The sequence below is a fragment of the Streptomyces coelicoflavus genome, assembly GCF_003112555.1.
Lineage (GTDB): Bacteria > Actinomycetota > Actinomycetes > Streptomycetales > Streptomycetaceae > Streptomyces > Streptomyces coelicoflavus.
Window position 1 is genome coordinate 315,524 of sequence record NZ_BEWB01000002.1, and the last position, 18,964, is coordinate 334,487.

12 protein-coding genes are annotated in these 18,964 nt (G+C 75.6%); 1 reads left to right on the forward strand and 11 read right to left on the reverse strand.

The features are described from left to right. Positions 1 to 42: 42 nt before the first annotated feature. Positions 43 to 3,441, reverse strand: coding sequence for an FtsX-like permease family protein (locus Sco07f_RS01695; RefSeq protein ID WP_108986734.1), 3,399 nt, complete (start codon positions 3,439 to 3,441; stop codon positions 43 to 45). A 149-nt stretch (positions 3,442 to 3,590) separates the two neighbouring features. Continuing rightward, the gene (locus Sco07f_RS01700) at positions 3,591 to 4,004 is read right to left on the reverse strand and encodes a globin (RefSeq protein WP_007449568.1); all 414 of its coding nucleotides are present in this window, start codon (positions 4,002 to 4,004) and stop codon (positions 3,591 to 3,593) included. 99 nt (positions 4,005 to 4,103) lie between these two features. Here Sco07f_RS01700 and Sco07f_RS01705 point away from each other — a divergent pair, with 99 nt between their 5' ends. Next, positions 4,104 to 5,078 carry a methyltransferase domain-containing protein gene (locus Sco07f_RS01705; protein WP_007449566.1) on the forward strand — a complete coding sequence of 325 codons (975 nt, stop codon included), beginning with the start codon at positions 4,104 to 4,106 and terminating at the stop codon, positions 5,076 to 5,078. A 30-nt stretch (positions 5,079 to 5,108) separates the two neighbouring features. Here Sco07f_RS01705 and Sco07f_RS01710 read toward each other — a convergent pair whose 3' ends face one another. The 9 genes from Sco07f_RS01710 to Sco07f_RS01750 all read right to left on the reverse strand — a co-directional run bounded on the left by Sco07f_RS01710 (position 5,109) and on the right by Sco07f_RS01750 (position 18,957). Further along, entirely contained in the window at positions 5,109 to 6,809 is a 1,701-nt protein-coding gene (locus Sco07f_RS01710; RefSeq protein WP_108986735.1) for an FHA domain-containing protein, read from the reverse strand. A 46-nt stretch (positions 6,810 to 6,855) separates the two neighbouring features. Next, positions 6,856 to 8,202 (reverse strand): vWA domain-containing protein, encoded by a 1,347-nt coding sequence (locus Sco07f_RS01715; RefSeq protein ID WP_054100701.1) that lies wholly within the window; start codon positions 8,200 to 8,202, stop codon positions 6,856 to 6,858. A gap of 110 nt (positions 8,203 to 8,312) precedes the next feature. After that, positions 8,313 to 9,698 carry a PP2C family protein-serine/threonine phosphatase gene (locus Sco07f_RS01720; RefSeq protein WP_174855296.1) on the reverse strand — a complete coding sequence of 462 codons (1,386 nt, stop codon included), beginning with the start codon at positions 9,696 to 9,698 and terminating at the stop codon, positions 8,313 to 8,315. Continuing rightward, positions 9,699 to 12,401 (reverse strand): serine/threonine-protein kinase, encoded by a 2,703-nt coding sequence (locus tag Sco07f_RS01725; protein ID WP_108986737.1) that lies wholly within the window; start codon positions 12,399 to 12,401, stop codon positions 9,699 to 9,701. Between the two features lie 58 nt (positions 12,402 to 12,459). Further along, a complete protein-coding gene (locus Sco07f_RS01730; protein WP_108986738.1) occupies positions 12,460 to 13,794 on the reverse strand; it encodes a coiled-coil domain-containing protein in 1,335 nt (444 codons plus the stop codon). Positions 13,795 to 13,887: 93 nt separating this feature from the next. Next, positions 13,888 to 14,937, reverse strand: a complete 1,050-nt coding sequence (locus Sco07f_RS01735; RefSeq protein ID WP_007388744.1) for a glutamate ABC transporter substrate-binding protein — start codon at positions 14,935 to 14,937, stop codon at positions 13,888 to 13,890. A gap of 83 nt (positions 14,938 to 15,020) precedes the next feature. Continuing rightward, on the reverse strand, positions 15,021 to 16,505 hold the full coding sequence (locus tag Sco07f_RS01740; RefSeq protein ID WP_174855297.1) for a GlnX family signal transduction membrane protein: 1,485 nt from the start codon (positions 16,503 to 16,505) through the stop codon (positions 15,021 to 15,023). Between the two features lie 224 nt (positions 16,506 to 16,729). Continuing rightward, the gene (locus Sco07f_RS01745) at positions 16,730 to 17,701 is read right to left on the reverse strand and encodes an N-acetylglucosamine kinase (protein WP_167467988.1); all 972 of its coding nucleotides are present in this window, start codon (positions 17,699 to 17,701) and stop codon (positions 16,730 to 16,732) included. After that, positions 17,692 to 18,957 carry a 6-phospho-beta-glucosidase gene (locus Sco07f_RS01750; protein ID WP_087790931.1) on the reverse strand — a complete coding sequence of 422 codons (1,266 nt, stop codon included), beginning with the start codon at positions 18,955 to 18,957 and terminating at the stop codon, positions 17,692 to 17,694. The genes Sco07f_RS01745 and Sco07f_RS01750 overlap by 10 nt, the downstream gene beginning before the upstream one ends. Positions 18,958 to 18,964 lie beyond the last annotated feature (7 nt).

Sequence of the window (18,964 nt, forward strand, 5' to 3'; positions counted from 1 at the left end):
CGGTCCGCGGGTGGGTGCGCATCCGGGGGGCGGTCGCGGGGTTCACCGGGCGGTACCTCCCTGCTCCTTCAAGGTCACCGTCGTGTCCGTGCGGCGCAGGGCCAGGGCGGCCGTGACCAGGAGCGGGACGACGGCCATGCCGGCCAGCAGCAGGGCGATCCGGCCGGGAGGCAGGGTCACGTGCACGTCCGGCACGGGACGGGTGGCCTGCGGGGTCAGTACGGTCAGCGGGATCACCGCCCGGGTCAGGGCCGCGCCCAGGGCGGCGCCGGTCAGCAGCGCCAGGCCGGTCAGCACGCCCTGCTCGACGGCGACCGTGCGGGCCAGCCGGCGGCGCGAGGCGCCCAGGGCGCGCAGTACGGAGAACTCCCGGCCCCGCTCGCGCAGCGACCCCGCCGCGCTCACCGCGAAGCCGACCGATGCCAGCGCCGCCGCCACCAGGGTCGCCGCGGCGAACGCCGCCCCGGGACCGGCGCCGAACGGGTCGTCGCGCAGCCGCTCGGCGACCTCGTCGCGGACCAGGACCTGGGCGGGTGCCGTGTCCGGGAACGCCCGCAGTCCCGCCGCCGCCTCCCCGGTCCTCCCCGGCCCGGTCCCCAGCCACCACTCGGTCGGCTCGACGGCGGCGCCGTACTCGGCCTGAAGATGCCGGTTCAGCGCCGGCAGGTCGACCAGCAGGGCGCCGCCGAACCGCGCCGAGGGGGTGGTGTCGGGTCCGGTGCCGGGCAGCTCGCGCACGGAGCGCACGATCCGCACCGGGACGTCGTGGCCGCCGATCGGCACCGTGACGCGCTGTCCGGTGCGGGCGCCCGCGGAGTCGAGGAAGCGGTCGCCGGCCACGGCGGTCACCTCGGCCGGCTCGGGCTGCGCGACCCGCAGCCGCACGGTCAACGTGGTGATCTGCGAGCCGTCGGACAGACCCGTGGAGTACGCGACGGCGGGCGGACCGGAATCGAGCAGGCGCGGCTCGGGCGGGGCACCGTCCGGGCCCGGCACGGCCGGCGCCGGGGACAGCTCCGACCCGGCCGTCCAGGTTCCGGGCAGCGGCACCGGCCGTACGGCCCCGTCGGCGGCCCTGGCCGTCAGCCGCCGTACGGTCAGACGGTGTTCCTCGTTCCGGTCCTCCGGCTGGACCACCGTGAACTCGACGCCGGTCAGCGTGAGCGGTCCGGCGGGGGCGTCCAGGCCGAGGGTGTGCTCCCGGCCGTCGGCGGCCAGCGCACCGGCCCCGAGCCGGTACGGGGTGCCCCAGCGGTCCTCGACGGTGACCGTCACGTCCGCCGAGCGGGAGCCTGCGGAGGGCGAGCCGTCGGAGGGCGAGCCGTCGGAGGGCGAGCCGTCGGAGGGCGAGTTGTCGGAGGGCGAGTTGTCGGAGGGTGAGCCGTCTGAGGGTGGGGCGGCGGATGGCGCACCCGGCCCCGGTACGGCCAGGGTCGCCGTCAGCGCCAGCCGGGCCGTGCCCGCCGGGATCCTCGCGCCGTTCGACGGCCGCGAGGGTGCCATCCCGGACAGCAGCCCGTGCGGCGACCGGTCGGCCAGGTCCGGCCGCAGCAGCATCGTGTCCGCCGCGTGCGCGGTGTCCAGCGCGAGGAACGTCGCCGTCCGGTCGCCGGAGAGCGGAACCTCGGACCGCGCCGCGGGAGCGACCTGCCGTACGCCCGCGACACCCGCGATCCGGTCGGTGCGGTCCGGGCCCGCCGTGCCGGAGGCCAGCACCCGGATCGGCGCGCCCGTGCGGAAGTCGGCCTGGTCGTCCTGCGACCGGGACCACGAGGCGCCCTGCCCGATCGCCATCGTGCCCAGCGCCGCGGCGAGCACCAGCAGCAGCACCGGACCCGCCCCGCGCGCCGGACGCCGGCTCAGCTGCCAGCCGGCCAGCGCCGCCGCCAGCCCGCGCCCGCTCGCCGCCCGGCGCTCCGCGAGCCGCGCCACCGGCGGCAGCAGCCGCAGCGCCAGCACCGTCCCGGCCAGCAGCGCCAGCGTGGGCGTCGCCACGAACAGCGGATCCACCCCCAGGGCGCCCGTGCCGTCGGCGTCGTCCGTCCCGGCGGCGGAGGTCTGCCGGTCCAGCTGCCAGTAGGCGGTGCCGGCGAGCACCAGCAGACCCACGTCCGCGCCGGCCCGCAGCAGGCCCGGCAGCGCCCGGGACCGGCCGCCGCCGTCCCCCGGCGCCAGGGTCAGCGCCGGCAGCGTCACGGCCAGGGTGCACCCGAGGGCCGCCACCGCCGCCACCAGCCACACGGTGCCGCTGCCGCCGGCCGCCGCTTCCCGCCCGAGCCCGGTCCGGGACAGCGCCCCCTGCCCGGCCATCAAGCGGATCAGCGGCCCGGCCAGCAGCGGCGCGCAGACCAGCGCGGGCACGGCGAGCAGCAGCGCCTCCAGCGCGGATCCCGCCGCCAGCCGGGCCCGGGAGGCGCCGCGCGCCCGCAGCAGGCGCAGTTCGCCCGCCCGCTCCACGCTCAGCAGCCGCGCCACCAGCAGCAGCGCTCCGGCCGCCAGCACGACGAGCTGCGCCGCGATGACGAGGAGGGTGGAACGGGAGACCTCCAGCGAACGGTCGAGACGGTCCAGGACCGCGGGCAGCTCGGTCGTCGCCGCGGTGGTGCCGCTGAGCACCGGCTGCTCGCGCAGCCACGCCGTGCCACCCCGGGCCGCCTCCCCCAGGGCCCGGGTCCGTCCGGTGGTCAACGACGCGTAGTCCGCCCGCACCAGCCACCCGGACGACCCCGCGCTGACCCGGCCGCCGCTCAGCACACCGGGCGGCGCGAGCAGCGGCCCGTACGTCGTGAAGCCGCCCTGCTCGACGCCGCGCCCGGCCAGGTCGTCGAGGCGCCAGTACGGCGACCCGGTGTCGACCGGCCGGTACAGGCCGATCACCACGACGGGGACGGCCGGGCCGTCGAGCCGGTCGGTGAGCGTGAGCCGGTCGCCCGTACCGACGCCGACGCGCTCGGCGGCGGCCACGGGCACCGCCACCTCGACCGGGCCGCCCGCGGCCCCCGCCACGGGCATCCGCCCCTCCTCGACCCGCACCTGCGTCGGGTCGAGCGCCGCGAAGAACGTCAGATCGGGGTCGCCGGACCGCTCCGTCGGCGGCCGCAGGGAGGCGGGCAGCGCGTACGGGCCCGAGCGCACCAGGGTCCGCACCGTGAGCGGCAGCCCGTCGAAGGCCGTCGCGGCACCCTTGCGCACGGTGGCGTCGGCGGCCGGCCACTGTCCGGCCGGTACGTCCGCCTTCACGACCAGCGCGGTGTCGGCCCCGGTGCGCGCGTCGGCGAGGGAGTGCCGCAGGGCCGCGTCGCCGACGGTGCCCGAGTAGGCGGTCAGGGTGGCGAGGACCGTCGTGGTCAGCAGGACGGTGAGCAGGGCCGCGGCCAGCAGCAGGCGGTGCGCCCGCGCGCGCAGCAGCACGAACGCCGTGAGCCCCCCGAACCCCGCCACCCGGCCCCCCGCCGCTGTCGTCCAGACCTCGCCGGGATGCTGTCAGAGGTGGGGGCGCCGAAGTAAGCGCTCGGAACCGGGACTTGACCGGATCGTGACCGGAATCCGGTGGCGACTGACCGGAATGTGTCCGTCAGTCCGTCAACCCGTCAGCCGGGGGTGTTGATCATCGAGGCCGCCGCGTACGTCAGGTACTTCCACAGCGTCTGCTCGTGCTCCTCGGACAGCCCCAGCTCGTCGAGCGCGACCCGCATGTGCTTCAGCCAGGCGTCGTGTGCGGCCCGGTCGACGACGAAGGGGGCGTGCCGCATCCGCAGCCGCGGGTGGCCCCGGTTGTCGCTGTACGTCGTCGGGCCGCCCCAGTACTGCATCAGGAACAGCGCGAAACGGTCCTCGGCCGGACCCAGGTCCTCCTCGGGGTACATCGGCCGCAGGATCGGGTCCCCGGCGACTCCCTCGTAGAAGCGGTGGACGAGCCGGCGGAAGGTCTCCTCCCCGCCGACCTGCTCGTAGAAGGTCTGCTCCTGAAGCGTGCCGCGCCGAATCTCATTCACGCCGTCCATGGTCTCAGACCCGGGGGCATAGGACTCAAGACCTAGGACCGGCCCGGGACCCCGCCCCGGGACCCTGCCCGCGGCCCGCCCGGCCCGTACTGTGGAGGCATGGGCGGGTACGAGGACCTGGACAGCCTCGCCGCCTCCGCGCGGGCGGAGCTGGTGCGGGAGATCGAGCTGAGCGGCGCCTGGGAGGCCGACCCGGTGTGGCGGGAGGCCTTCCGGACGGTGCCGCGCCACCTCTTCGTGCCGTACTACTACGTCGGCGTCCGGGGCGGCTACGAACGCCGGTGGGGCGAGGACCCCGACCCCGGCGCCCGTGAGCGCTGGGTGCGCGGCGCGTACGCGGACGCCCCGCTGGCGACGCGGATGCGCGACGGCGAACTGCTCTCCTCCAGCAGCCAGCCCTCGCTGATGGCGATGATGCTGGTGGAGCTGGACGTGCGCGACGGCGACCGGGTCCTGGAGATCGGCGCCGGCACCGGCTACAACGCCGCCCTGCTGGCCCACCGCCTCGGCGATGACGCCCTGGTCACCACCGTCGACCTGGACGCCGACATCACGGAGTCGGCCCGCCGGCACCTGGAAGCCGCCGGGTACCACCCGGCCGTCGTCACGGGCGACGGAGCGCGCGGCGTCCCCGAACGCGCCCCCTACGACCGGATCCTCGCCACCTGCGCGCTGCCCTCGGTGCCACGCGCGTGGATCGCCCAGTGCCGCCCCGGCGGGCGGATCCTGACCCCGCTCGCCACCGGGCTCGTCGTCCTCACCGTCCGCGACGCCGGGCACGCGGAGGGGCGGTTCCTGCACACGCCCGCGTACTTCGTGCCGCTGCGCGGCGCGGACCGCGCCGAGCCCGAGACGCCGGGCCTGGGCGGCGTACCGCGCCGGGCCCGGGAGGACGACCTGTTCCGCTTCCTGCTGGCGCTGAGCCGGGGCGGGCTCGACCCGCAGGAGGCGTACGCGCTGTGGGACCGCGAGGACGCCCCGCGCCGCGAGCGCTACGGCATCACCGTCAGCGGCGAACGGGCCTGGGCGTGGCTAGACGACCCAGAGGGGCCGTACGCCTGGCCGTTCGCCTGACGCAGGCCCCTCCCGGGGGCACCCTCGTGCCTATCCCCGGCGGATCGTGATCGTCGTCCAGGCGCCGACGTGCACCCGGTCGCCGTCCTGGAGCGGCACCGGCACGAAGGGCTGGATCGGCTCCTCGCCGCCGTTGACCGTCGTACCGTTCGTCGAGTTCTGGTCGACGACCGCCCAGTTGCCGTCCTGCTGCTGCACCAGCACCGCGTGCTGGTGCGAGACGCCCGGGTCCTCCGGCGGCACGGCCAGATCGATGTCCGGGGTGTCGCCGGTGGAGTGCCGGCGGCGGCCGATGGTGATCTGGTTGCCGGTGAGCGTGCGCTGCTGCTCGGGCGAGTACGCGGGCAGGTTCAGGCCCGCGGCCTCGGGGCCGGAGCGCTGCATCATCGCCATGAAGTAGTCGCGGTCCGGGCCGATCGTCGCCGACCAGGTCGTGGGCTGCTGGGGCCGCTGCGGCTGCTGCGGGAAGCCCTGGCCGGGGCCGGGCGGCGCCTGGGTGGCGCCGGGCTGCGGGTAGCCGTAGCCGCCGCCCTGGGCCGGACCCGGGCCGTTCGGGCCGCCGGGACCTCCCGGGCCGCCCGGACCGCCGGACGTCGGCGGGGAGAGCACCCAGTCGTCGTCACCGCCGCCGAAGGACGGGCCGCCCTGCTGCGGACGGTTGGTCTCCTGCGGGAAGGCGGGCGGGGCCGGCGGGCCGGACTGGAACCCCTGCGGGCCGCCACCCGGGCCGCCAGGGCCACCTGCGCCACCGGGCGGGGGCGGGACGGGCCCGGGCGGAGGCGGGACCGGACGCGACGGATCGGTACCGAAACCGGGCGGGGACGGGGGACCGGACGGGCCGTTCGGGCCACCCGGTCCGCCGGGACCGCCGGGACCGCCCGGACCACCGGGGCCGCCCGGACCGTTGGGGCCACCGGGGCCACCGAAACCGCCCGGGCCACCGGGACCGTTGGGGCCACCGAAACCACTGGGGCCGTTGGGACCACCAGGGCCACCAGGGCCACCAGGGCCAGCAGGACCACCAGGACCGCCGGGCCCCTCAGGACCACCGGGCCCGCCGAAACCGCCCGGGCCGTTGGGCCTGTCGGGGTTGCCGTAGCCGCCGGGCCCACCGGGACCGCCAGGCCTGTCGGCACCGCCGGGCCCACCCGGCCCACCGGGACCGCCGGGGCCGAAGGGACCACCGGGGCCGCCGGGTCCGCCCGCCGGACCCCCGGGGGCACCGGGGCCGCCCGGGCCACCGCGTCCCGACGGGTCGGCGCCGAAGGGCGGCGGGCCCGGGGGAATCGGTTCGGCGGGGCGGTTCACCTGGGACGGGCGGGAGCCCTGGTAGTCGTAGGCGTCACCGCCGCCGTAGGACGGGCCCGCCGAGGGGCCGCCCGGCGGCTGCCCGAAGTGCGGCGCCGGCGGGCGCGGGGCGGCCGGGGTGTACGAGGTGGCGGTGTTGGTCAGGAAGTTCCACCGGCACTCCTCGCAGAACGGCGCACCGCCCTCACGCGGCGTGCGGCACTGCGGGCACAGCTGCGGCTCGCCGCCGGGACCACCCGGACCACCGCCGGGACCACCCGGACCACCACCGGGGCCACCCGGACCGGCCGGCGGCGGGAAGCCGTAGCCGCCGCCCGGGGGCGGTGGCGGCGGAGGGGGCGGCACGGCACCGGCCATGCGGTGACCGCAGACCTCGCACCAGTCGTCGGAACCCGACTGGTGTCCGTTCGGGCAGGTCGGCATGTCGGGGCTTCCCTCTCTAGCGGGCGTCTCGCGCGGTTGTTGTGCGTCACTTCTTTACACGAACAGTCTTTGTCGACCGGGTCTCGAGAGTCATCTCGTCGGCCTCCTCGACCTTCGCTTTCAGTCGCACAGTACCTGCCGCCGCGTCCACCACGTCCACCACCTTGGCGAGCAGTTTCGCCGTATCGGCGTTTCCGGAAGCCCCGGCGAGCTGAACCGCGCGGCCCAGTTTGGCCGTTGCTCCGTCGATGTCTCCCGCTTTGCGCAGATCCAGCCCTTGCTGGATGGCTTGTGCCAGTTCGGCCTGCCCGGTGTAGTGGGCGACTTGGGGGTTGATCGACGTGGAGGCGGCCATGTCGTCCGTCCACACGGCCCGTACGAGACCCTGCGCGCCGAGGTTCTGGACGCTCCCGTCGGGCTCCGGGATGACCAGGGAGACGCGGGCGGCGAGCATCTCCTGGCCGAGGCCCGCGGCCGGTACCTCCACGCAGACGTGGTAGTCACGGGACTCGTCGCCCCAGGAACCGGTGGGGTAGTCGCCGGCCCGCGGTCCGGCCTCGGCGCGGCGGCCGGTCAGCTCCTCGACCGTCGGCGCGACCTGCTTGACGAACCTGACCGTGGTGCCGACCGGGGTCCACAGGCGCAGCGCCACGTCCGCGACCTCCTTGCCCATGGCCGTCTCCATCATCCGCGTGAAGTCGGCGGCCAGGCCCGCCGGATCGGCGACGATGTCGGCGGTGCCGAGCAGGGCGGAGGCGATCCCTGTGACTTCTTTCACTTCCCAGTCGGTGCCCACGCCACGGGCGTCGCAGGTGAAACGTCCGGCGCAGGCGTCGAGCGCGGCCCTGAGGTCCTCGGGCGACTCGTGCTCGTTGCGGCCGTCGGTGAGCAGGATGCCGTGCCGGATGGCGACGTCCGCGGTGGACAGCAGCCGGTCGGCCAGCCGCAGCCAGGTGCCGATGGCGGTGCCGCCGCCCGCGCTCAGCCGGCGCAGCGCCTGCTTGGCCTGTTCCCGGGTGGTGGCGTCGGCGACCGCTAGCCGCCCGCCGCCCGGGTAGACCTCCTTGGCCACGTGGGTGCCGGCCACGACCGTGAAGTGGACGCCGTCGCGCAGGGTGTCGATCGCGGCGGACGTGGCGTCGCGGGCGTTGCGCATCTTGGTCGGCGGGTAGTCCATCGAGCCCGAGCAGTCGACCAGCAGCGCCACCGCGGCGGACGGGCCCTGGCCGGGCGAGTACAGGTGGGGCGCGGCGACCGCGCTCCCGATCGTGCCGCCGCCCGTCGCGGTGACCGTCACGATGGCGTTGACCTCACGGCCGCCGTCGGGCAGGTACTCGTTCTGGTAGACGTCCACCGCGAACTGCGGCACGTTCGACTTCGAGAAATTGGCCATGCCGGATCGCATCCCCCTCTACGTCCCCCGATGGCGGGGTCCTGGCTCGTCGGCGCGGACCGCCCCCTGCGGTCCGCGAGGCCGCCCCGACCCGTACCCGTGCGGGGGCCTCAGGCCGATCCTGCCCCCTGCGGCGGGGCCGGGAACGGGAGGAGGGCCACTGTTACGTTGTCGTGGCCCCCGCCGTCCAGGGCGTGGCCCACCAGAACGCGGGCGCCGTGCAGCGGGCGGGCGGCGGCGTCCGGGGGCACGGCGTCGGCCATCTCCTCGGCGGACTCCGCGTAGTTCCACAGGCCGTCCGTGCAGACCACGACCAGGCCGGGACGGTCCGGCTTGAACGACGCGGTGTGCGGCTCCAGTTCGTAGGCGTCGGCGCCCAGCCAGCCGGTGATCGCGTGGGCGCGCTCGTCGGCGTAGGCCTCGGCCTCGTTCATCAGGCCCGCCGCGACCATCTGCGCGGCCCACGAGTCGTCCTCGGTGAGCCGGGCGGGCGGGGTGGAGCGGTCGGCGGGCACCCAGTAGACGCGGCTGTCGCCGACCCAGCCGACGACCAGCAGACCGGCGGTCACCACGGCGCCGACCAGGGTGCAGGCGGGCGCGTTCTGGTGCGGGGCCTGCTCGCGGGCGGTGGCGGGCTCGTCGGCCAGCGCGTTGACGGCGTGCGAGGCGGCGAGGATGGCGTCGTGCATGGCCTGCTGCGGGTGCGTGCCGCGCGGCAGGGCGCCCAGCAGCGACTCGCCGGCCGCCCGGGACGCGGCGAGGGAGGCGTCGTCGGGGCGGGTCGCCGAGGACACGCCGTCGCAGACGATCGCCACCGAGGCGGGGGCGCCGTCGGGCAGCGCGGTGCAGCCCACCGAGAACGCGTCCTCGTTGCGGTGGTGGCGCAGGCCCCGGTCGCTGACGGCGGCGATCGGACCCGACTCCTGCTCCATGTGGTCGCGTTCGCGGGGCTGGGCGTGCCCGCAGTTCTCGCAGTAGCCGTCGTCGTCGACCCGGCCCGCGCGGCAGGCGACGCACACCTTCGTGACGGCGGCGGGCTCGGCGTGCGCGGCCGGAGCCGGTGCGGCGGCGTCCTGTGCGGCGGCGTCGCGTTCGGTGGTCAGCCGAGGGTCGGGGGCCTGAAGGGGGTACTCGTCGGGCTCGTCCGGCCGGTCGAACCGTACGCCGGGCGCGGCGGACTCCGGAGCCCCGGGAGGCGCCTCCGGCGGTGGCGGCGGCAGCGGGGAGCCGCCCGAGTCGGTGCCCGGCAGTTCGGCCGCCGCGTGCACCGGGGCGGGCCGGCCGTGGCCGTCCGAGTCCCGGGCCACCGGCCAGTCCACGCCGTCCGGTGCGGGCACCGCGCCGTTGACGGCGAGGGTGGGGCTGTCCGCGGGCCGCGCGGGCACCACGGACAGGTCGTATCCGCACGCACCGCAGAAACGGTCACCCGGCTCGAGGGGTTCCTCGCAGCTCGGGCACTTCGGCACAGCGGCCTGCTGGGGCATCTGCGACATCAACTACACCCACGTCCGGGGGCGGTAACGATTGGCACGTTCCACCAGGTCGATCCTTTCCTCGCCGCCCCGCGCCAGCCGCGCCAGCGTGCGGTACGAACGCTCCAGGCCGAAACGCAGGCCGCGTTCGTCCAGGCCGCTGCCGAGCAGCGTCCGTCCCCCGGCGGCGGGAGGGACGGAACCCCGACCTCCGGAGAGTACCCAGTCCAGCGCGCAGCCGAGGACCTCGGCCGACAGCTGCTCGCGCCGCGCCGGATCCAGACCGTACACGTCCAGTGCCTCGACCTGCCGCGCGGCGGCGAGCAGGTCGTCCAGGAACCCCAGGTCGCCCGCGGCCGCGGTGCGCTGCCGCAGCCGCGCCCGTACGGCCGCCACCCGCGCTCCGGTGCAGTGCACGGACGTCTCCGGCACCGATTCCAACGTCCGTACGGCACCGGCCCGGTCGCCGCCGGCCAGCTGGACCCGGGCCAGCCCGAACGCCGCGCTGACGTGGCTCGGGTCGGAGGCCCACACCAGCCGGTAGTACTCGGCGGCGTTGTCCAACTGCCCCAGCACCTCGGCGCACAGGGCGAGTGCCAGCTTGGGCGCGATCTCGCCGGGGAAGGCGTCGTAGACCGCGTCGAAGGCCAGCGCGGCGTCCTCGTGGGCGCCGGTCACCAGAGCGGCGAGGCCGCGGTACCAGACCACCCGCCAGTCGTCGGGGCGTTCGCCCTCCAGGTCGCCCAGGACCTCCAGCGCGCCGGGCGCGTCGCCGTTCTCCAGCAGGGCCCGGATCTGCCGCAGCCGCGTCTCGGCCGACGGCGCCGGCGCGGCGGCCAGCGCGGTCAGCAGCTCGGCCGGTGCGGACGCCATCAGGCCCGCCAGGAAGCCCGCGTTGGGGTCGCCGGCGTCGACCCGGGGGACCGGCAGCGCGAGCGTGGCGGTGGGCGCGTCGGCCGCCTTGACCAGGCCCGAGACCCCGGCGTCGAGACCGCCGACCGTGCTCACGGCCCCCGGCAGCGACGCGCTCGCGCCGCCCGGCGCACCCGTCGTCGTGGCCGGCGTGGCCACCGCGCCCGCCGGTACGGCACCGGCGCCGCCCGGCGGAGCGTGCGCGACCGTCCCGCCCGGCGCACCCACGGCAGGACCGGACCCGCCCGGCAGCGCGGGACCCGGCCCGCCCGGCAGGGCCGCACCGGAGCCGCCCCGGCCGCCCGCACGCACCGCCCTGGCGCCCAGCCGCGACACCTCGCCGTCCAGCCGCGGGAACAGCTCCGTGTCCGTCACCCGCACCTCCGGCCCGAACAGCGTGGACACGGCGGGCCTGGCCCGGCCCGTCTGGAGCGAGACCACCTCGCGCAGCACACCCGTCAGCTGCTCCGCCATCTCCTGCGCGGAGGCGAACCTGCGGGCCGGATCCGGGTCGGTGGCCCGCACAAGCAGCCGGTAGAACGACTCGTACCGCCGGAAGACGTCGATGTGGTCGGGGTCCGGCAGTGAGTCCGCGTAGACCGTGGTGTAGCCCTGGAAGTCGAAGGCCAGCACGGCGAGGGTCCGCCCCACCGTGTACAGGTCGGACGCCACCGACGGGCCGACGTCGGCCACCTCCGGGGCCTGGTAGCCCACCGTGCCGTAGATGGCCGACTCGTCGTCGTCCATGCGGCGGACCGCGCCCATGTCTATGAGCTTGAGCTGGTCCTCGGTCTGGATGGCGTTGTCGACCTTGAAGTCGCAGTACAGCAGCTTGCGGCTGTGCAGGTGGCCGAGCGCCTCCAGCGCCTCGATGCCGTACGCGCAGGCCTGCTCGACCGGCAGCGGGTCGCGCCGCCCGTCCGGGGAGCGCCGGGCGTTGGCGATCTCCTTGAGCGACTTGCCGCCGACGTACTCCATGACGATGTAGCCGTCGAGGGAGCCGGTGCGCTGGTCGAGGTGCTCCACGAAGTTGTAGATGCGCACGATGTTGGCGTGCTCGATCTCGGCGAGGAAGCGCCGCTCGGAGATCGCCGCCGCCATCGCGTCCTGGTCGCCCGTGTCCAGCAGGCCCTTGAGGACCACCCAGCGGTCGGAGACCGCCTTGTCCACGGCGAGGTAGATCCAGCCGAGGCCGCCGTGTGCGAGGCAGCCCACCACCTCGTACTGGCCGTGCACCACGTCCCCGGCCTTCAGCTTGGGCACGAACGAGTACGGGTGGCCGCACTTGGTGCAGAAGCCCTCCGTGCGGCCCGGCCGCTCACCGCGTGCCCGCCCGACCGGCGCCCCGCAGTCCGAGCGCGAGCAGAACCGCTTGCGCTCGGGCACCTCCGGGCGGTCCATCACCATCTCGCGCGGGTCGGGCCGCGGCACCCCCGGCACCTCGACGAGACCGACGCCGAGGCGCCCGCGCCCGGTGGAACCCGTACCCGAACCCGAGCTGCGCACGGACACCGAACGCCCCGTGGAGCGGCCCGACACGGCCCGCGAGAGCCGGCCCGACACCGAGCGCCGGGACTTCGACGACTGCGAGGACGTACGGGAACCGCGGGCGCCGGAGCGGGAACCGGCGCTGCCCGACGAACCGCGCGAGCCCCGGCCGCCCCCGGTGACGCCGGTCGGGGACGAGCCGAGGGCGCCGCCCGCCGCGACGACCGGCGCCAGGCCGCACGTGTCGCAGTACAGCTCGCCGCCGCCCATGTCCTCGTAGGACCCGTCGCAGCCGGGACGCTGACACGTCCGCCCTGCCTCACTCATGACGCTGCCTCCCCCTTCTCGCTCACGCGCCGGATGCCGCTCGCGCGCCGGTGATCGCTCATGCGCCGGGCCCCGTCCGGTCCACCGGGCCGCCCTGGCCGGGCACGCGCGGTGCGGTGCCGAGCAGTTCGGCCGCCGCGTGCTGGTAGCGGAGCACGGCCTGCTCGGCGACGCGCAGGTCGCAGGGCGCGCTCCACAGCATGCGGCGCGCCCTCTCGTACTTCTCGGCCAGCTCCGGATCCTCGGCGTGGCCCAGCCGGGCCATCTTCGCCTTGTACGCGTCCAGCCGGCCGCGCAGCTCGGCACGGACCGCGAGCGGCGCGGTGACCGCCGTCAACGATTCGCGGGCCCGCAGCAGTTCGTCCTCCGCCTTCTCCTCCAGGGACTCCAGGAGCGGCGACAGACGGTGCCACTGGGCGTGCCTGCGGTACTCGGCGGCGGCCGCCAGCTGCTCCTGGAGCACGATCGGCGGCCCGCCGACCACCGGCACCTCCGTCGCGGCGATCTTCGCCAGCACCTCGCCGCGCGCGGTGCGGGCCTCGGCGAGCGTGCGGTCGGCGCGCGAGAGCACGTCCCGCAGCCGCACGATCCGCTGCTCGGCATCCTGGCGCACGGCCAGCACCGCGTCGATCTCGCGGCGCACCTCCTCGAGCGCCAGCGCCTCCCGGTCGTACACCGTCGTGTCGGGGCGGCCGCCGCCCGGCGCTGAACTGCCCTGTGCGGGCGTCCAGAAGGCCAGCGGGTCGGAGACCACCCGCTCGCGCAGCCGCGTCAGGGTGCGGGTGATCCGCTCCAGGTCGTCGCCGGACGGGTGCTCGCCGGGGCGCACGCCCACGGAGTGCGCCAGCTTGCGGGTGCGCTGCAACTCGGCGGCGAGTAAATCGATCCGGGCGGGCAGCGCCGACCACACCGCGTCGGCGGCGACCACCATGTCCAGGGAGGTCGCGTAGAGCTGGTTCATCCGGTCCACCAGCGCCACCAGCGTGTACCGCTCGCTGAGCCGCCCCGGCCCCCCGTCCGGGGTGGGCGCGTTGGCGGTGGCGGCGGCGCCGCCGGACACCGTGACGGCCTCGCCGCGCAGCAGCTCCGTCAGCTCCACCAGGTCCTCACGGCTGGACCAGCGGCGCCGGGAGCGGATCTCCCGGGCGGTGCGCAACGCGCCCGTGTACGCGTCGAAGTAGGTCCACAGCAGCGTGATCGACGCCTCCGCGGCCGCCCAGCGCTCGGCGGTGACGCCGGTCAGCTCGGCGCCCTCGAGGAGTCTGCGGCCCGCGTGGTCCTGGAGGGCGAGGAGCGAGGTCTCGATCGCCTCGTGCTCCGCGCCGAGCCGCGCCAGCGCACGGTCCACCTCGTCCCGGTCCATCACCGGCCCGGTGGGTCCCGTGTCGCCCATCGATCACCTCTCGCCGTCGCGGACTTGCGTGTGCCGTGCGTGTGTTCTCGTGCGTTCTCGCGTGTTCCTTCTCGCCTGCGCCGCGGCCGTCGGTCAGCTCTTGCGCAGGTACTGCGGGGTCGGCGGCCGTGACTTCGCCGCGTCGTCCATGGTCTTTGACAGCCAGCGGTCGTACGAGTGCTGCCACCCCTCCGCCCCGTCCGCGCGCCACTGCTCCAGGACCCGGTTGACCCGGCGTACCAGATCGTCGGCGTCCTTCTTCATCGCCACGCCGTAGTACTCGGTGGTGAAGGCGTCGCCCTTCAGCTCGACCGTCGGGTCCTGCGCGGCCTGGCTGGCGGCGAGGGCGCCGTCGGTGACCACCGCGTCGACCTCGCCGAGCTGGAGCCGCACCAGGCAGTCCAGTTGGTTGGGCACGGTGGTGCGCAGGTCGACGCCCTCGGGCAGCGTGCCGTCCGTCCGGTCCTGCTCCAGCGTGCTCAGCGCCGTCGAACCCGCCGCCGTGCAGATCTCCGTGTCGGCCAGGGTGCCGTCGTACCCGGTGATCCTCGAGGACTTGGGCGCCAGGACCTGCTGGCCGGTGCGGAAGTAGGGGGCGGAGAACGCCACGTCCTCCAGCCGGTCGCAGTTGATGGTCATCGTGCGGACCACCATGTCGACCCGGCCGTCCTGGATGGCGGGGATGCGCTGGTCGGTGGGGATGGCCTTGAACTGCACGGCGTCCTCGTCGCCGAGGATGTCCTTCGCGATCCGGTGCGCCAGGTCGATGTCGAAGCCCTCCAGTTCGGCGTCGCCGCCGCTGTTCGGGTCGCGGTAGCCCCAGCGGTAGCTGTTCTGGTCGACGCCGACGATCAGCTTGCGCTTCTCGCCCTTGCGGGCGCGGATCGCGTCGATGGTGGGCCCGTCGTCGCCGGACGGGGCGAGGGTCTGCTTCTCCGGGTCCGTGCACTCCTCGGCGGCCCGCGCCAGGCTGCCGTGGGCGACGCCGTGGCCGCCGCCGTCCGCACCGCCGCCGCCCGCCCCGCCGGGTGAGTGGACCGCCGGCAGAAGCAGGGCGGCCAGCACCGCGAGGACGCAGGCGAGGGCCATCGCCCCCACCCCGCCCCAGCCCTTCAGGCCGGTCCGCAACCGTCGCGCACGCATCCTCACGCCTCCCTTCCCCGGTAGCGCCGCCACGGGCTTCATGGGCCCCCCTTCCCGCCGGCCCGCCGGGTCCGCGGCCCGCCTCACCGGTACTCCGACAGCCTGCGGCCGATGCCTATGAGCGCGCCGGCCGCGCCCAGCGCGGCGAGCACGCCGGCGCCCTGGGGCAGGTAGCCCATCGCGTCCAGACCGTCGCCCGCCGCCTGCTCGAACTCCGCCTTCTCGTGCTTCAGGGCGGTGGCGAGCGCGGCGTCGACGCCGTCGAAGCACTCGACCGTGGCGCCGTCGCCGCCGATCACCAGGTCCAGCGCCTGCTGGTAGTTGCCGTTCTCGTCCTGCTCACGGGCCGTGGTGTGCCGCTTCTTCCACTCCGTCATGTTGCCGTTCGCCGTGCCGACCGGCCGTTCGCCGGCCTCGTCGTCGGCGAACCGTCCCGCTTCGGTCAGCGCCTTGCCGAGGGCGTCCATGTTCTTGCCGAAGGCCAGGTCGTAGGAGTCGTACGTCCTGCCGTCCACCTTGGTGGTCTCGGCGCCGCGGGAGACCAGGGTCAGGTTCTCGTTGCCCCGGGCCTTGAGGGAGGCGATGCGGGCCTCGTTCAGCGCGTTGAGGGAGCGCACGCCGTGTTCGTAGGAGTCGGTCAGGTTCGACCGTGCGATGCCGTGACCGACGACCAGCCAGAGCAGCACGACCGCGGAGGCGGCGGTCGCGGCGACCAGGCCGTGGTTCAGGACCCGGTTGGTGCGCCGGTAGTTGCGGTGCTGGGCCCAGGCCAGCGCGGCGAGCAGGACGACGCCCAGCGCGATCGCCGCCCACGGGTAGGGCTTGGCGTCGCCGTAGTCGGCGCTCAGCCGCTGGTTCTCCTTGGTGTAGAGGTCCTCCGCCGCCGGGAGCATCTCCTTCTGCATCTTCTCGTTGGCGTAGCGCAGATAGGCGCCGCCGACCGGGAAGCCCTGCCGGTTGTAGGTGCGGGCACGCTCGACCAGGCCCTTGTACTCGGGCAGCAGCCGGTTGAGTTCGGCGATGGTCTTCGCCGCCGGCGACTTGGGCTCGGAGTTGGCGGCGGCCGTCACGAGCCCCTCGGCGGCCGCGCGGATCCCGTGGTCGTAGCGCGTGCGGGAGTCCTCCGTCTCCTGGCCGCCGGCCAGGAAGCCGCTGGAGGCCGCGGTGTTGGCCTCGGCGAGGGAGCGGTAGATGTCGGCCGCGGCGGAACTGAGCGGCTGGCTGCGGGTCAGTACGTCGTCGGCGGCCGTGGTCCGCTCGTTCATCTGCCAGGCGGTGACCGCACCGAAGGCGATCACGAGCACGGCGAGCAGCGCGCCGATGATGCGCAGCCGCCCCGGTTCGGTGACCGCCGCAGCGCGCAGCCGGTCCACGCCCTCGGCGAAGGCGGTACGGCGCCGGGCCGGCGGCGACGGGGGCGGTGGGGGAGAGGGAGGCGACGGGGGAGCGGACAGTGCGCCGCCCGGCCGCGGTCCGGGCACCGGCGCGGAACGGGGCGGTACGGCGGGCGGACCGGGCACGCCCGTGCCCGGCGGCGGCGCCGCGCCGCCCTTCGGCGGTTGAGTCACTGCTGACCTCCCCCATGGTCATCCGTCGCCGCAAGTATCGCTGCCCGCACCGGTATGCGCACCGGGCTTCACCCGATCTTGATGCGATTCCGGTGCAACGCACCACCCCTGCCCATGAATACGCCACGGGAACCGGTTCGGTTCCCCGTACCGGTTCCCGGTCGCCGACACGGCGGGTGACGCGACGGGTGACGCGGCGGGTGACGCGGGTGGACGCCGGCGGCTCAGGCGGCGAAGTGCTCCCGCGCCCGCTCACCGGCCCCCGGCCCCGCGCCCACGTGGTCGAGCCCCAGCAGCACCGAGCCCAGCACCGGCGGGGCCGTCACCACGCGCGGCACCGCCTTGGGGGCGCGGGCCGCAAGCAGCTCCCGTATCCGGTCGTCGAGCCGCGGATGCCGGGCCGCCAGCACGCTGCCCCCCAGCAGGACCGGTGCCGGCTCGTCCAGCAGGTCGAGGCGGGTCAGCGCGACCGTGGCCATGGCCACCACCTCGTCGGCCTGCCGGTCCACGACCGACCGGGCGAGCGGGTCGCCGTCCGCGGCCGTGGCGAACAGCACCGGGGTCAGCTCGTGCCGCCGTACCGGCTCGACCCGCCGCAGGTGCAGGGCCTCGATGAGCGCGTACATCGAGTCGAGGCCGAAGTGCGCCGGCAGCGTGCGGGCCAGCTCGGTCGGCTCCCCCCGGCCGTCCTCCGCGCGCGCCGCGTGCCACAGCGCCTCCTCGGCCAGGCCCCAGCCGCCGCCCCAGTCCCCGGAGATGCGGCCGATGGCCGGGAAGCGGGCGGTACGGCCGTCGGGGCGCATGCCGACGCAGTTGACGCCCGCCCCGCACACGACGGCGACCCCCAGCGGCTCGGCGACGCCCGCCCGCAGGACCGCGAACGTGTCGTTGCGGACCTCGACGCTCCCGCCCCACGCGCGCGCGTGCAGCGCGGCGGCCAGCTGTTCCTCCTCCACGGGCAGGTCGGCGTTGGCCAGACACGCCGACACGTGCTCGACGGAGGTGACCCCGGCCGCCGCGAAGGCGCGCGTGACCGCGTCGGCCAGGGCGTCCACGGCCCGCTCGACACCCACGGCGGGCGGGCGGAAGGCACCGCCGCGGGCCGTGGCGAGGACCTTCCCGTCGGCCGCCACCACGGCCACGTCGGTCTTGCTGTTGCCCGCGTCGACGGCGAGGACGCTTGCGCTCAGGTCCACGCCAGGTGCTCCCGGTTGTGCGCGATCAGCCGGTCGGTGAGCTGCTCGGCGTACGCGTACTGACCGACGAGGGGGTGCGCGAGCAGCGCCCGGAAGACCCGGTCCCGCCCGCCGCGCAGGGCCGCGTCCAGGGCCAGGTCCTCGTACGCCGTCACGTTCGCCATCAGCCCCGCGTACAGCGGGTCCACGTCCGCCACCGGCAGCGGGGCGGCGCCCTTGCCGCCCACCGCCGCCGGCACCTCGATCACCGCGTCGTCGGGGAGGAAGGGCAGCGTGCCCCGGTTGTAGGTGTTCACCACCTGGTACGGGGAGCCCGCGCCGCCGAGCAGGGCGGCGGCGAGGTCCACGGCGGCCTCGGAGTAGTAGGCGCCGCCGCGCTTGGCGAGCAGCGCGGGCTTCTCGTCCAGGGCCGGGTCGCCGTACATCTCGAGGAGCTGCCGCTCCATCTCCGCGACCTCGGCGGCCCGGGACGGCTTGGTGCGCAGTTCGTCGACGACCTCGTCGTGGGCGTAGTAGTAGCGCAGGTAGTAGGAGGGGACGACGCCCAGGCGGTCCAGGAGCGGCCGGGGCAGGCGCAGGTCGGCGGCGACCGCGTCCCCGTGCTCGGCCAGCAGGCGGGGCAGCACGTCCTCGCCCTCGGGGCCGCCGAGCCGTACCCCGGTCTCCCAGGTGAGGTGGTTGAGGCCGACGTGGTCCAGGTGGACGTCGGCGGGCGTCACCCCGAGCAGCGCGGCGAACTTCCGTTGCAGCCCGATCGCCACGTTGCACAGCCCGACCGCCCGGTGCCCGGCCTGGAGCAGGGCGCGGGTGACGATGCCGACCGGGTTGGTGAAGTCGATGATCCACGCGTCCGGGTTGGCCCGGCGCACCCGCTCGGCGATGTCCAGCACCACCGGCACCGTGCGCAGCGCCTTGGCGAGCCCGCCCGCACCGGTCGTCTCCTGCCCGACGCAGCCGCACTCCAGCGGCCAGGTCTCGTCCTGCTGCCTGGCCGCCTGCCCGCCGACCCGCAGCTGGAGCAGTACGGCGTCGGCGCCGTCGACGGCCGCGTCCAGGTCGGAGGTGGTGACCACGCGGCCGCCGTGCCCCTGTTTGGCGAAGATACGCCGGGCGAGCCCGCCCACCAGCTCCAGCCGGTCCGCGGCCGGGTCGACGAGCACCAGCTCCTCCACCGGAAGCGTGTCCCGCAACCGGGCGAAGCCGTCGATCAGTTCGGGCGTGTAGGTCGAACCGCCGCCGACCACGGTGAGTTTCATGCAGACA